This window comes from Cupriavidus oxalaticus, assembly GCF_016894385.1.
Classification (GTDB): Bacteria; Pseudomonadota; Gammaproteobacteria; order Burkholderiales; family Burkholderiaceae; genus Cupriavidus; species Cupriavidus oxalaticus.
The window spans coordinates 1113568-1127197 of the sequence record NZ_CP069812.1; the positions used below are offsets into that span (position 1 = coordinate 1113568).

10 protein-coding genes are annotated in these 13630 nt (G+C 69.8%); 6 read left to right on the forward strand and 4 right to left on the reverse strand.

Going from position 1 to position 13630, the window contains the following annotated elements; translation table 11 throughout:
* Nucleotides 1-37 precede the first annotated feature (37 nt).
* Nucleotides 38-1142 (reverse strand): peptide chain release factor 2 gene (prfB, locus tag JTE92_RS17480; protein ID WP_116386764.1). Its coding sequence is split into 2 segments (ribosomal slippage): nucleotides 38-1060 and nucleotides 1062-1142, totalling 1104 coding nucleotides; the frame shifts between segments, so codons are not numbered across the junction.
* A gap of 203 nt (nucleotides 1143-1345) precedes the next feature.
* Here prfB and JTE92_RS17485 point away from each other — a divergent pair.
* Complete coding sequence (locus JTE92_RS17485; protein ID WP_063238415.1) at nucleotides 1346-2059, forward strand: peptidoglycan DD-metalloendopeptidase family protein; 714 nt, start codon at nucleotides 1346-1348, stop codon at nucleotides 2057-2059.
* Between the two features lie 36 nt (nucleotides 2060-2095).
* Here the strand turns inward: JTE92_RS17485 and recJ are convergent, their stop codons facing one another.
* Together recJ and JTE92_RS17495 are read right to left on the reverse strand one after the other, a co-directional pair.
* The gene (gene recJ / locus JTE92_RS17490) at nucleotides 2096-3802 is read right to left on the reverse strand and encodes a single-stranded-DNA-specific exonuclease RecJ (protein ID WP_063238416.1); all 1707 of its coding nucleotides are present in this window, start codon (nucleotides 3800-3802) and stop codon (nucleotides 2096-2098) included.
* Nucleotides 3803-3868: 66 nt separating this feature from the next.
* A complete protein-coding gene (locus tag JTE92_RS17495) occupies nucleotides 3869-4975 on the reverse strand; it encodes a hypothetical protein (protein WP_063238417.1) in 1107 nt (368 codons plus the stop codon).
* Nucleotides 4976-5122: 147 nt separating this feature from the next.
* Here JTE92_RS17495 and JTE92_RS17500 point away from each other — a divergent pair, with 147 nt between their 5' ends.
* The 4 genes from JTE92_RS17500 (at nucleotide 5123) to JTE92_RS17515 (ending at nucleotide 10486) form a co-directional block, all read left to right on the forward strand.
* Entirely contained in the window at nucleotides 5123-6373 is a 1251-nt protein-coding gene (locus JTE92_RS17500; RefSeq protein ID WP_063238418.1) for a lipoprotein-releasing ABC transporter permease subunit, read from the forward strand.
* Entirely contained in the window at nucleotides 6366-7106 is a 741-nt protein-coding gene (gene lolD, locus JTE92_RS17505) for a lipoprotein-releasing ABC transporter ATP-binding protein LolD (RefSeq protein ID WP_063238419.1), read from the forward strand. Before JTE92_RS17500 ends, lolD begins: the two co-directional genes overlap by 8 nt.
* A gap of 21 nt (nucleotides 7107-7127) precedes the next feature.
* Nucleotides 7128-7979 (forward strand): TatD family hydrolase, encoded by an 852-nt coding sequence (locus tag JTE92_RS17510; protein ID WP_063238420.1) that lies wholly within the window; start codon nucleotides 7128-7130, stop codon nucleotides 7977-7979.
* 71 nt (nucleotides 7980-8050) lie between these two features.
* A complete protein-coding gene (locus JTE92_RS17515) occupies nucleotides 8051-10486 on the forward strand; it encodes a DNA internalization-related competence protein ComEC/Rec2 (RefSeq protein WP_063238421.1) in 2436 nt (811 codons plus the stop codon).
* Here the strand turns inward: JTE92_RS17515 and JTE92_RS17520 are convergent.
* Nucleotides 10483-11433, reverse strand: coding sequence for a MurR/RpiR family transcriptional regulator (locus JTE92_RS17520; protein ID WP_063238422.1), 951 nt, complete (start codon nucleotides 11431-11433; stop codon nucleotides 10483-10485). The two genes, JTE92_RS17515 and JTE92_RS17520, sit on opposite strands and share 4 nt — an antisense overlap.
* A gap of 254 nt (nucleotides 11434-11687) precedes the next feature.
* Here JTE92_RS17520 and edd point away from each other — a divergent pair, with 254 nt between their 5' ends.
* Nucleotides 11688-13583: a phosphogluconate dehydratase gene (gene edd / locus JTE92_RS17525; protein WP_063238423.1), complete on the forward strand. Its 1896-nt coding sequence runs from the start codon at nucleotides 11688-11690 to the stop codon at nucleotides 13581-13583.
* Nucleotides 13584-13630 lie beyond the last annotated feature (47 nt).

Genomic DNA, 13630 nt, shown 5'->3' on the forward strand with positions numbered 1-13630 from the left:
TGCCGCCGCGGGCGGCCCTGTGCGGCTTTATACGGCCTTACAGTCCCTGCTTGAGGCTGGCCTCGATGAACGGGTCCAGGTCGCCGTCCAGCACCTTCTGGGTGTTGGACATTTCCACGTTGGTGCGCAGGTCCTTGATGCGGCTCTGGTCCAGCACGTAGGAGCGGATCTGGTGGCCCCAGCCCACGTCGGTCTTGCCGGCTTCGAGCTTGTCGGCCTCGGCCTGGCGCTTGCGCATCTCGTGCTCGTACAGGCGCGACTTCAGCATCGACATGGCCTCGGCACGGTTGCGGTGCTGCGAGCGGTCGTTCTGGCACTGCACCACGATGCCGGTCGGGATGTGCGTGATCCGCACGGCCGAGTCGGTCTTGTTGATGTGCTGGCCGCCGGCGCCCGAGGCGCGGTAGGTATCCACGCGCAGGTCAGCCGGGTTGACTTCCACTTCGAACGAGTCGTCCACCTCGGGGTAGACGAACACCGACGAGAACGAGGTATGGCGCCCGCCCGACGAATCGAACGGCGACTTGCGCACCAGCCGGTGCACGCCGGTCTCGGTACGCAGGTAGCCGAAGGCGTACTCGCCCTCGATCTTGATGGTCGCGCTCTTGATGCCGGCCACGTCGCCTTCGGACTCTTCCAGCACCTCGGCCTTGAAGCCCTTGCGTTCGCAGTACTTCAGGTACTGGCGCAGCAGCATCGAGGCCCAGTCGCACGCTTCGGTGCCGCCGGCGCCGGCCTGGATGTCGATGAAGGCGTTGGCCTGGTCCATCTCGCCGGAGAACATGCGGCGGAATTCCATGTCCGCGACGATCTCCTCGAAGCCCTTGACGTCGGCCTCGATCGCTGCCAGCGTCTCGTCGTCGCCTTCTTCCCTGGCGAGCTCGAACAGCTCCTCGGCGCCGCCAAGGTCGTCCGTAAGCTTGCCCAGGACGCCTACGACGCCCTCGAGGCTCTTCTTTTCCTTGCCGAGATCCTGGGCACGCTTGGGGTTGTTCCAGACGTCCGGGTCTTCCAGCAGGCCGTTGACTTCGTCCAGCCTTCCTACTTTGACATCGTAGTCAAAGATACCCCCGTAGATCTTCCGTCCGGGAACGGAGATCGGAGATGGCACCGGAGATGGCGTTGAGGCGTTCTGCTTCCATGATGTTCCTGCGCTTCGAAAACCTTGAATTATAGCGGATCGGTGCCCGGGATCGGTCGCGGATTCGGGCATTTGCGGCGGCCCAGGCGTGCCGAGCGGCGAACGGAAAGGCCATGCGATGGTCTATCCGGCGGTGCCGGGCAGCGCACGCGGCGATAATACGCATTCGCAAGCCGCCCCCGGCATGAAGACAAACAGGGACGCATGACGAAAACCAGACATGACATCGAGCCAGGCCGGCGCCGCGCGCTGGGCCTGCTGCTGGCCGCCACGGCCGCCGCGCTCGCGGCCGGGTGCGGCACCACCGGCGGCCCCGTGCCGGATGGCTATTACCGCGTGGAGCGGGGCGATACGCTCTATTCGATCGCCCGCAAGCACGGCCGCACCGTGCGCGACCTGACCCGCTGGAACCGCGACATCACCAGCCCCAGCCAGATCGAGGTGGGCCAGCTGATCCGCGTGCGGCCGCCTGGCGGCAGCGCCGCGGCCTCGACCGGCACCGGCCAGGCCGTCACCGATACCCCGCGTGCCGACAGCGGCGCGTCAAGGCCGCCCGCCAGCAGCATCCGCCTGCAATGGCCGGCCGATGGCCGCGTCACCGCGCGCTACTCGCCGCCCGCCAGCAAGGGCCTGACCATTGCCGTGCCGGCCAACGGCACGGTGCGCGCCGCCGCGTCCGGCCGGGCCATCCATGTGGGCAACCTGCGCGGCTACGGCATGCTGGTGATCGTCAAGCACAACGACGACTGGCTGACCGTCTACGGCAACCTGGACCAGCCGCTGGTCAGCGAGGGCGCCACGGTCGCGGCCGGGCAGGACGTGGGCCGCATGGGCGCCAGCGCCAGCGAACTGCATTTCGAGGTGCGCGCCAACGGCAAGCCGGTCGATCCGGCGGCCTACCTGCCTGCGCGCGGCTAGGCCAATGCCGGCCGGGCCGATGCCCCGGCCGGCACGCTACTGCGCGTGCTCGATCACCAGCTGCACGCGGGTGACGCCGTTGAAGGTGTTGTTGTCGAGCCGGTAGGCCACCTGCGCGCTGGCGCCGAGCGATTCCGCGTGGTTGAACCAGATCGCATCGAAGCGCTGGCTGCCGCGCCCGAGTTGCAGCTTCAGGTGCTTGCCCTTGAGCACGCTCTGGCGCAGTACGTCGAACTCGCCACAGAAGGTCGGGGCGGGGAAGCCCTGGCCCCATACCTGCTGCTCCAGCAGCGTGACGAATTCCGGGCTGAAGCACCCGTCCTCGATATCGCCGTCGGTCTCGATCACGCGCGCGAGCTGGTCGTCGGTCAGCCATTCCTTGCCGACCGCCTCGAAGGCTTCCTGGAACTCGGCAAAGCGCTCGGCGCGCACGGTCAGGCCGGCCGCCATGGCATGGCCGCCGAACTTGACCATCATGCCGGGGCAGCGCTTGGACACCAGGTCGAGCGCATCGCGCAGGTGGAAGCCCGGGATCGAGCGGCCCGAGCCCTTGATGGTGGCTTCATCGCCGGGCGCGAAGGTGATGGTGGGGCGGTGGTACTTGTCCTTGAGCCGCGACGCGACGATGCCGATCACGCCCTGGTGCCAGGTGTCGTTGAACACGCTGACGGTAAAGCGCGCCGACGGGTCCGGGCCGGCAAGACCGGCCATGGGCTGCTCCAGGATCTGCAGGGCCTCCTGCTGCATGCCGGCCTCGATATCGCGCCGCTCGCGGTTCATGCTGTCGAGTTCCTGCGCGATTTCCCAGGCGCGGTTGGCATCGTCGGTCAGCAGGCATTCAATGCCCAGCGACATGTCCGCCAGCCGGCCGGCCGCGTTCAGCCGAGGCCCCAGCCCGAAGCCGAGGTCGAAGGTATTGGCGCGCGAAGCCTCCCGTCCCGCGGCGCGGAACAGCGCCGCCACGCCCGGCTGCATGCGTCCCGCGCGCATCCGGCGCAGGCCCTGCGCCACCAGGATGCGGTTGTTGGTGTCGAGCTTGACCACGTCGGCGACGGTGCCCAGCGCCACCAGGTCGAGCAGGGTCTGCAGCGGCGGCTGTGTGGCCTGGGTGTAGACGCCGCGCCGGCGCAGCTCGGCGCGCAGCGCCAGCAGCACGTAGAACATCACGCCCACGCCCGCCAGGTTCTTGCTCGGGAATTCGCAGCCCGGCTGGTTCGGGTTGACGATTACCGCCGCGTCCGGCAGTTCGGCGCCCGGCAGGTGATGGTCGGTCACCACCACGTCGATCCCCAGCGCATTGGCCGCGGCCACGCCGTCGACGCTGGCGATGCCGTTGTCGACCGTGACGATCACGTCCGGCTGCTGCCTGGCCGCCAGCGCCACGATTTCCGGCGTCAGGCCGTAGCCGTACTCGAAGCGGTTCGGCACGATGTACTCGACCCGCGCGCCCAGCATGCGCAGCCCGCGCACGCCGACCGCGCAGGCGGTGGCGCCGTCGCAGTCATAGTCGGCGACGATCAGCAGGCGCTTGCCGGCGGCGATGGCGTCGGCGAGGTAGGCGGCGGCATGGCCGATGCCTTTCATGGCGCCCGGTGGCACCAGTTCAGGCAGGTCGGTCGCCAGCTCGGCGGTGCGGGCCACGCCGCGCGCGGCCAGGATGCGGGCCAGCGTGGGATGCAGGCCGGCGGCGGCCAGCGTGGTGACGTGTTCGGGGGAAAAGGTGCGGATGGCGATCCGGGTCATGGCAGGGCGGTCTTGTTCTTGCGTGGGGGGCGACGTTGGGTAACGTTGGGTGACGTAAGGCGACGTTCAGGCGGCGAAGGCGAGATCGGACAGCAGGGCGCGCCAGTCGCCGCGCTGGCCCATGCCGCGCCAGAACTTGCGCAGGTCGGCACGGGTCACGGTGAACTCGGCAAAATGGTTCTCGCCGCCCAGCACCAGCGTCACGGCGTCGATGCCGCCTGCGGCCAGCGCCTCCAGCGCCGGCGCGAACCAGTCGGCATCGAGCGCATGCATGCGCTCGATCCACAGGCCCCAGTCCTCCGTGATATGGGCTTCGGCGGCAAGTTCCAGCATCGCCAGCACCGATCCCCCGGGCGCCGCCACGCCGGCCAGTCCCGCCGGCACCGGCAGCACGCGGCTGCCGGCGGCCAGCGCCAGCCCGGCCAGGAACGGGTCGTCGCTCAGTACCGTGTCGGCCAGGCGCGGCACGGCCTGCAGCGCGCCGCCGCCATACAGCCAGACCGAGTTCACCGGCAGCTCGCCGCGCGCCTCGCGGGCCTGGTTGACCGGGTGGTCGAACCAGGTCATCTGGATCTCGTTCTGTACCCGGCGCCAGTCGCGCGCACGCTCGCCGGCCTGCATCCAGATATCGATGTTGCGCCCGGCCGCGCGCAGCGGCGTGGTGGCTTCCAGCGGGCCGAACACGGCTTCGGGCAGGTACCAGCGCGACGGGCACGGCGTCTGCAGCGCGATGCCGGACTCCCGCAGCAGCGGATCGATGGCGGCGTGCAGCGCCGCCGCCTCATCCTGACGGATGCCGAGGTGCGCCGGCGGCATCAGCACCAGGTGGTCGCGCGCCGCGTGGATGTGCACCGGCTGCAGGCAGGCCCAGGCCTGGCCGTCCGGGGCCGGGGCGGTTGCGCCGCTGTCCGCCAGCCGCATATAAGGCGCCGACGGCACCCGGCCGGTGTCCAGTCCCGTCTTGCCGGCCAGCCAGCGTTCCTGCGGCAGGCTGCGCAGGAACGGGTCGTCATGCCGCTCGCGCGGGCCGGGCGTGGCCCGCGTCAGCAACTTTCCGAGCGCGGGCAGCTCCAACTGCCGCAGCAGCGCGCCGGGAATGACGTCGTCGCGGCCGTCGTCGCCGGCGCCCGGCGGGACGGAAAAGGGCACAATCAGGGTCAGGTGCGTCATCATGGTGGCGAGATTGTAAACTTCCGGCTGGCCGATGCCAGTCCCGCGCCGCTCCCGAGCCCCGCGGACGGCGCCCGCCACGGCTCGCATGAGTGCCGCCGGCGCCCCTTGCAAGGGCGGCGGCGATTTCCCGAAACAACAGGAATCCTCTTGAACTTTCCCTACGAGTGGCAGATCGGCTGGCGATACACCCGCGCAAGCAAGCGCGCCAGCCGCAACACCTTCATTTCGTTTATCTCGATGATCTCGATGTTCGGGATCGCCCTGGGCGTGGCCGCGCTGATCGTGGTGCTGTCGGTGATGAACGGCTTCCAGAAAGAGGTGCGCGACCGCATGCTGTCGGTGCTGGCGCATATCGAGGTCATCGGCCCGTCGTCGCTGCCCGACTGGCAGCACACCGCGGCCGAGGCGATGCAGAACAAGGAAGTGGCCGGCGCGGCGCCCTATGTGGCGGCGCAGGCCATGCTGACCCGCGACGATGCCGTGCGCGGCGTGCTGCTGCGCGGCGTCGAGCCGTCGCAGGAGCCTAAGGTCTCGGACATCGGCAGCCAGTTCAAGTCCGGCAGCATGAACGCGCTGGTGCCGGGCGAATTCGGCATCGCGCTGGGCAACGAGCTGGCCAATGCCATGGGCGTGCAGGTCGGCGACAAGGTCACGCTGGTCGCGCCGCAGGGCACCATCACGCCGGCCGGCGTGCTGCCGCGGCTCAAGCAGTTCACCGTGACCGGCATCTTCTCGTCGGGCCACTTCGAGTTCGACAGCGCGCTGGCGCTGGTCAACATGCACGATGCCGAGACGCTGTTCCGCCTGAGCGGCCCGACCGGCGTGCGGCTGAAGCTGCAGGACATGCAGCGCGCGCCGCAGGTGGCGCAGCAGCTTGCCGGCACCATGTCGGGCGAGCTCTACCTGCGCGACTGGTCCAAGCAGAACCGCAACTGGTTCGCCGCGGTGCAGACCGAGAAGCGCATGATGTTCATCATCCTGACGCTGATCATCGCGGTGGCGGCATTCAACCTGGTGTCGACGCTGGTGATGACCGTGACCGACAAGCAGGCCGATATCGCCATCCTGCGCACCATGGGTGCGCAGCCCCGCTCGATCATGAAGATCTTTATCGTGCAAGGCATCGCCATCGGCTTTATCGGCACGCTCCTTGGCGTGGGCGGCGGTACGCTGATCGCGACCAATATCGACGTGATCGTGCCGTTTATCGAGCGCGTGCTGAGCGTGCAGTTCCTGCCGCGCGACATCTATTTCATCAGCGAATTGCCCTCGGATCCCCGCGTGAACGACATCGCCACCATCGGCATCATCTCTTTCGTGCTGGCCACGCTGGCCACGCTCTACCCCAGCTGGCGTGCCGCCCGCGTCAACCCCGCGGAGGCGCTGCGCTATGAGTGAAGCCGTGCTGCAAGCGGATACCGCCGCCAACGCGGCGGGCCAGCCGGGTGCCGGTTCGCCGGTGCTGGTGGCGGAGGGCCTGACCAAGCGCTTTCGCCAGGGCGGGCTCGATGTCGAAGTGCTGCGCGGCGTGGACGTGCGCGTCAATGCCGGCGAGAAGGTTGCCATCGTCGGCGCGTCCGGCTCGGGCAAGAGCACGCTGCTGCATGTGCTGGGCGGGCTCGACAATCCCGACTCGGGCCGCGTTGCGCTGCTCGGCAAGCCGTTCACGGCGCTGCGCGAGCGCGAGCGCAACGTGGTGCGCAACCGCTCGCTGGGCTTTGTCTACCAGTTCCACCACCTGCTGCCGGAATTCACCGCGCTCGACAACGTGGCGATGCCGATGCGCATCCGCGGCCTGACGCAGCACGATGCGCGCGGCACGGCGCAGGCCATGCTGGAACGCGTGGGGCTGGGCGGCCGCTCCAGACACCGGCCGGGCGAGCTGTCCGGCGGCGAGCGCCAGCGCGTGGCGATCGCGCGCGCGCTGGTGGGGCAGCCTGCCTGCGTGCTGGCCGACGAACCCACCGGCAACCTCGACGACCATACCGCCGGCGGCGTCTACGATCTGATGCTGGAGCTGTCGCGCACGCTCGGCACCAGTTTCGTCATCGTCACCCACGACCTCGACCTGGCGGGCCGCTGCGACCGCGTGCTGCGGCTGCGCGACGGCCACCTGCACCAGGAACGCTAGGGCAAGCCGCGGCACTCCACCATGTGGATCGACACCCACTGCCATCTCGACGCGCGTGAATTCGACGCTGACCGGCGCCAGGTCGCCGACGCGGCCGAGGCCGCCGGCGTACGCGGCATCGTGGTGCCGGCGGTGGCGGTGTGGAATTTCGAGGCGGTGCGCACGCTGGCGCACGAGGACGCGCGCTGTGTCTATGCGCTCGGCATCCATCCGCTCTGTTCGGCCGGTACCGGGCAGGCCGATATCGATGCGCTGCGGCGCGAGGTGGCGGCCAGCATGGGCGATCCGCGTTTCGTCGGCATCGGCGAGATCGGGCTCGATTTCTTTGTCGCCGGTCTCGATAGCCATCACCAGGCCTGGCTCTATGCCGAACAGCTGAAGATCGCGCGCGAATTCGACCTGCCGGTGCTGCTGCATGTGCGCAAGTCGCAGGACCAGGTCGGCGCGCAGTTGCGCAAGCTGGGCGTGAAGCGCGGCATCGCCCATGCGTTCAACGGCAGCCATGAGCAGGCGCGGCGCTTTGTCGAGCAGGGCCTCAAGCTCGGCTTCGGCGGCAACCTGACCTTCAGCCGCGCGCGCCAGATCCGCCGGCTGGCTACGGACATGCCGCTGGAGGCGCTGGTGCTGGAAACCGACGCTCCCGATATCGCACCCGCGTGGCTTGCCGATGACCAGTTCGGCGAGCAGCACAAGGTGCGCAACACCCCCGCCGAAGTCGCCGGCGTGGCGCGCGTGCTGGGCGAGCTGCGCGGCATCGATGCCGCGGCGCTGGCGCAGGCAACCTGGCGCAATGCGGTCGAGGCACTGCCGCGGCTGGCTGCGTTCGCCGGGACCATGGCGCCGGCCGGACACACAACTTCCACGACTTCCTGACAGGCTGACAAGCTTTTCGCCGCGTCGCGCGGTTACAACTCTGGCTGTGTGCAATCAGCCGGGGAGGTGCCGTGCGCGTGGTCGTGTTGGCGTTCGTCGCGGGATGCTGGGTGCTGCAGCAGCAGGCAACGCTGCCGCGGCAGGACGTCGTGCGCATGGCCGCTGCCGGCCTGGCGCTGGCGGGCATCGCGATGCTGCTGCGTGGCAGGGCCCTGCGTGCCGCATGGCGCGGACTGGTGCTGGCCGCCGTGGCCGCGGTGGCCGTTGGCGCCGCGTTCTGCTGGGCGGCATGGCGCGCCGATATGCGCTTGCGGGAGTGGTTGCCTGCATCGCTCGAATCGCGCGATTTCGACGTGCAGGGTGTGGTTTCCGGATTGCCGTCGGAATCAGCGGGCGGCGTCCGCTTTGCCTTCACCGTCGGGAAGACCGTACCGGATGGGCCGGACGAACCATGGTTGTTGCCCGGCCGGCTGCTTCTCCACTGGCGCGACGCGCCGCCTGACCTGTACCCCGGCCAGCGCTACACCCTGACCATACGCCTGCGGCGCCCGCGCGGACTGGCCAATCCCTTCGGCTTCGACTATGCCTATTGGCTGCTGGCGCAGGGTTATGGCGCGACGGGTTACGTACGACGCGCGCATGGTCCGCCCCAGGATGCAACGCGGGAACGGCTCGCATGGCGCATCGAAGCGTGGCGCGCGGCAGTGCGCGATCACCTGCGCGCGGCGTTGCCGGCTGATGCGCGCTATGGCCCGGTGCTGATTGCGCTGGTGATCGGCGACCAACGCGGCATCGATACGGAAGACTGGCAGTTGTTCCGGCGTACCGGCATCAGCCACCTGGTCAGCATTTCAGGCTTGCATATCACCATGATCGCTGGCATGGCGGGGTCGTTCGCCGGCCTGCTGTGGCGGCATTCGTTCGGGCTGGGGCGCAGGCTGCGCCGGCCGCTGCCCCTGTGGCTGCCGGCCAGGCACGCGGCCCTGGTGACGGCGGTAGCCGGTGCGATGACATACGGACTGCTGGCCGGGATGCAGGTGCCCGCGTTGCGCACGGTGGCGATGCTATGCGTGGCCGCGCTGGCGGTATGGAGTGGGCGCGCACCGCCGGCGTCGGTGGTGCTGGCCTGCGCGGCACTGGCGGCATTGCTGCTGGATCCGTGGGCGGTGATGTCGCCGGGCTTCTGGCTGTCTTTTGGCGCGGTGGCGGTGATTTTCTACGCTGCCCGGTCCGGGCATGGCGCGCCGGAAACTCGCTGGCAACGCATGTGTGCCACGCTTGCCGCCGCGGCGCGCACGCAATGGGCGGTGACAGCCGGGCTGGTGCCGCTGACGCTGTTGCTGTTCCAGCAGGTGTCGGTGGTGTCGCCGCTCGCCAATGCGATCGCGATCCCGGTGGTCAGCCTGCTGGTGACGCCGCTGTCGCTGGCCGCCGCTGCCGTGCCGGCGACGCTGGCCGCGCCGGTGCTGGCCGTCGCGCATCAGGCCATGGTGTGGCTGGCCGCTTTGCTGGGCTGGCTTTCCAGTCTGCCGTGGGCCATGTGGGAGGCGCCGGTATCGGGGCCGTTGCCGTTGCTGCTCGCCTTGCTCGGGATCGCGCTGTTGCTGGCGCCGCCCGCCGGTGCCGCGGTGCGCCTGCATGGCGGCCTGCTGGTGTTGCCGCTCGTATTGGCGCGCGGCCCGCCGGTGGCGCATGGCGAGTTCCGTGCGGTGATGCTCGACGTGGGGCAGGGGACCGCTGTGCTGGTGCAGACGCGTGCGCATGCGTTGCTGTACGACACGGGCCCTGCCTATGCATCGGGCGGCAGCGCGGGTGCGCAAGTGGTGGTGCCGGTGCTGCGCGGCCTGGGCCTCGGCCGGCTCGACCAGCTGATGGTGAGCCATGAAGACGCGGACCATGCCGGTGGCGTGGCGGACGTGTCGGCGGCGGTGGCCGTGGCGGCGCGCAGTACCGGCGCGCCGCCGGACCATGCCTTGCTTGGGCCGCCAGCATCCGGCTGGGCGCCCTGCGCGGCCGGGCAGCAATGGGACTGGGACGGCGTGCGTTTCACGGTGCTGCATCCGCTGCCATCGCAGTCGCAACAGGCGGCGATCGCCAGCAACGCCCGTAGCTGCGTGCTGAGCGTGGCGACCGCGCGGCATCGCCTGTTGCTGACCGGCGATATCGGCGTGGCCGAAGAGCGCGCGCTGATCGACCGGCTGTCGCCCGATGCGCTGCATGCCGACGTGATGGTGGTGGCGCACCATGGCAGCGGCACGTCTTCCGGTGTCGCGTGGCTGGAAGCGGTGCGGCCCGGGGCCGCGGTATTCCAGCTGGGCTATGCCAACCGCTACCGCCATCCGCGCGCCGACGTGTGGGAGCGTTATGGGCGCGCCGGCATTGCCCGCTACCGCAGCGACGAAACCGGCGCGGTGACCATGGCCACCGCGCCGGCGGGTTATACGCTGTCGGTGTTCCGGCAGGCTGAGCCGCGCTACTGGCGCGACCGGCCGGATGCGCCGCGCTAGCCAGGCTTGCGGCGTCGCGTGCGGGTGGCCGCCGGGGCCGGCTTCACGTCCCCGGCATCCGGCTGGGCCGTGGCGCGGCCTCGGGCCGGCGGCAGCGTGCGTGCCGGTTCGGCGCCCGCGATGCGGCGTTCGCGCAGGTGGGCCTTGGCGCGCTGCAGGCCGGCGGCGACCGATTCCGCGCGCTCCAGCGCCACCCCTGCGGCCAGCACGTCGCCAAGCACAAGGTGACTGATGCGGGAGGTCATCGGCGTATAGACCTCGCTGTCTTCCTCGACGTCGGAAAACACGCAGACGTCGGCCAGCCTGGCCAGCGGCGAGCCGCTGTGGGTGATCGCCAGCACGCTGGCGCCGCTGCTGCGCGCCAGCGTGGCGGCGGTCAGCATGTCCCAGGTGCGGCCGCTGTTGGACACCAGCACCGCCACGTCGCCGGCGCCGAGCAGTGCGGCGGACATGCTGAAGACATGCGGGTCGGAGTAGGCGACGGTCGGCATGCCGAGGCGGAAGAACTTGTGCTGGATGTCGAGCGCGACGATGCCGGAATTGCCGCAGCCGTAGAACTCGATGCGGCGCGCGCGCGCCAGCAGGTGGATGCCGTGTTCGATCTGGTCGGCCGACAGCGCGTTGCGCACGCTCATCAGCGTGGCGATGGTGCGGTCGAACACCTTGCCGGCGATGTCGGCGGGTCGGTCGTGGGCCTCCACGTCCTGGTGCACGAAGGGCATGCCGCCGCCGACGTTCTGCGCGAACTGCAGCTTGAATTCGCGGAAGCCGTCGTAGCCCAGCGCGGCGCAGAAGCGTGCGATGGTGGGCTGCGACACGCCTGCGCGCTCGGCCAGTTCGGGCATCGACAGGCGGATCACGGCGGCGCCGTGCTCGGCGACGTAGTCCGCCAGTCGGCGTTCGGAGGGGCGGAGCGTGTCGTAGACGGCAAGGATTCGGTCGCGCATGGCGGCGGGCGGATATCAGGTTGTTCGGGATCTCTAATGTAGAGATTCTACATCCGTTGACGCGGCATCGTGCCCGAAATCGTGCTTGCCTGGCTGTCAGGGTTTGCCCGTGATGTGGGAAAGCGAGCAAGATTGAGCGCCATTGTGATGCATGATCCAGTCGACGGCGGCATTGCAATCGGTAATAATGTAGAAAATCTACATGCGATCGCGCCGTTTTGGTGCTACGCCCCGACAAAAGGAACGTCTCCGCCATGCCCATTGCCGTCCATGCCGAGCTGTTGGCCGTCACCGAACGCATCGTTGCCCGCAGCCGCGCCAGCCGTGCCGCCTACCTTGCACGCTGCGAGCGTGCGCAAGCCGAGCTGGGACCGCTGCGGGGCATGTCCTGCGCCAACCTGGCGCACGGCTTCGCCGCACTGCCAGCCAACGACAAGCTGAAGCTGCGCGTCGACCATGCGCCCAATCTCGGCATCGTCACCGCGTACAACGACATGCTGTCGGCCCACCAGCCGTATGAGCGCTATCCCGGCGTGATCCGCGAAGCCGCGCGCGCGGTGGGGGCCGTGGCGCAGGTGGCGGGCGGCGTGCCGGCGATGTGCGATGGCATCACGCAGGGCAATCCCGGCATGGAGCTATCCCTGTTCTCGCGCGATGCGATTGCCATGGGCACGGCGATCGCGTTGTCGCACAACACCTTCGATGCGGCGCTGATGCTGGGCGTGTGCGACAAGATCGTGCCGGGCCTGCTGATGGGCGCGCTGCAGTTCGGCCACCTGCCGGTGGTGTTTGTGCCGGCGGGCCCGATGGCCACCGGCCTGTCCAACAAGGAGAAGGCGCGCGTGCGCCAGCTTTACGCCACCGGCCAGGTCGGCCGCGATGCGCTGCTCGAGGCCGAATGCCAGGCCTACCACGGCGCCGGCACCTGCACCTTCTACGGCACCGCCAACAGCAACCAGTTCCTGATGGAAATCATGGGCCTGCACCTGCCCGGCGCGGCCTTCGTCCACCCGGACAGCGGCCTGCGCGACGCGCTGACGGCCGCCGCCGCGCAGCGCGCGATCGCGCTGAGCGCGCGCGGCAGCGAATACCTGCCGCTGGCGCGCATCGTCGACGAGCGCGCCGTGGCCAACGCCATGGTCGGCCTGCTGGCGACGGGCGGCTCCACCAACCACACCATCCACCTGGTGGCGATGGCGCGCGCCGCCGGCATCATCATCGACTGGGACGACTTCGACCAGCTGTCGCGCATCACGCCGCTGCTCGCGCGGGTGTATCCGAACGGCTCCGCCGACGTGAACCACTTCCATGCGGCCGGCGGCGCCGGGCTGATCATCCGCGAGCTGCTGCAGGCCGGGCTGCTGCATGAGGACGTGCAGACCGTCGCGGGCCCGGGCCTGGCGCGCTACACGCAGGAGCCGGTGATGCGCGATGGCGTGCTGCAATGGCGTAACGGGGCGACGGCAAGCGGCGACGCCCAGGTCGTTGCCAGCGCCGCGGCGCCGTTCTCGCCCGAAGGCGGGCTGCGGCTGATGCAGGGCAACCTGGGCCGCGGTGTGATCAAGGTCTCGGCCGTGGCGGCCGAGCACCGCGTGGTCGAGGCGCCGGTGCGCGTCTTCGATGCCCAGGAAGCGCTGCAGGCGGCGTTCGACGCCGGCGAACTGAATGGCGACCTGGTCGCCGTGGTCCGCTTCCAGGGGCCGAACGCCAACGGCATGCCCGAGCTGCATCGCCTGACGCCGGTGCTGGGCGCGCTGCAGGACGCCGGCCACAAGGTGGCGCTGGTGACCGACGGCCGCATGTCGGGCGCGTCGGGCAAGGTGCCCGCGGTGATCCACGTCGGCCCGGAAGCACTGGCCGGCGGCGCGCTGGCCCGCGTGCGCGACGGCGACCGCATCCGCGTCGACGCGGTGGCAGGCGTGCTGCAATGGCTGGGCGACGAGGGCGAGTTCGCGGCGCGCGCGCCGGCGGTGGCCCCGGCCGACGATTTTGCCCGGTTCAGCCTCGGGCGCGGCCTGTTCGGCGCGTTCCGGCGCCATGCGCGCATCGCGGAAGAGGGGGGCAGCGCACTCGACCTGTCCGAAGCGGATGCCGGCGCCGCGCCAGTCGCATCCGCCGCCGCCGTGGCGGCGCAAACCGTCGCACAATAGCCTTACGCACCTGCCTCACGACAGCAAGACGATACCAAGACCGACGG

Coding starts and splice junctions, on each gene's coding strand:
- JTE92_RS17485 (WP_063238415.1), top strand. CDS start 1,346: ATGACGAAAACCAGACATGACATCGAGCCAGGCCGGCGCCGCGCGCTG.
- recJ (WP_063238416.1), bottom strand. CDS start 3,802: ATGACCCGGATCGCCATCCGCACCTTTTCCCCCGAACACGTCACCACG.
- JTE92_RS17495 (WP_063238417.1), bottom strand. CDS start 4,975: ATGATGACGCACCTGACCCTGATTGTGCCCTTTTCCGTCCCGCCGGGC.
- lolD (WP_063238419.1), top strand. CDS start 6,366: ATGAGTGAAGCCGTGCTGCAAGCGGATACCGCCGCCAACGCGGCGGGC.
- JTE92_RS17510 (WP_063238420.1), top strand. CDS start 7,128: ATGTGGATCGACACCCACTGCCATCTCGACGCGCGTGAATTCGACGCT.
- JTE92_RS17520 (WP_063238422.1), bottom strand. CDS start 11,433: ATGCGCGACCGAATCCTTGCCGTCTACGACACGCTCCGCCCCTCCGAA.
- edd (WP_063238423.1), top strand. CDS start 11,688: ATGCCCATTGCCGTCCATGCCGAGCTGTTGGCCGTCACCGAACGCATC.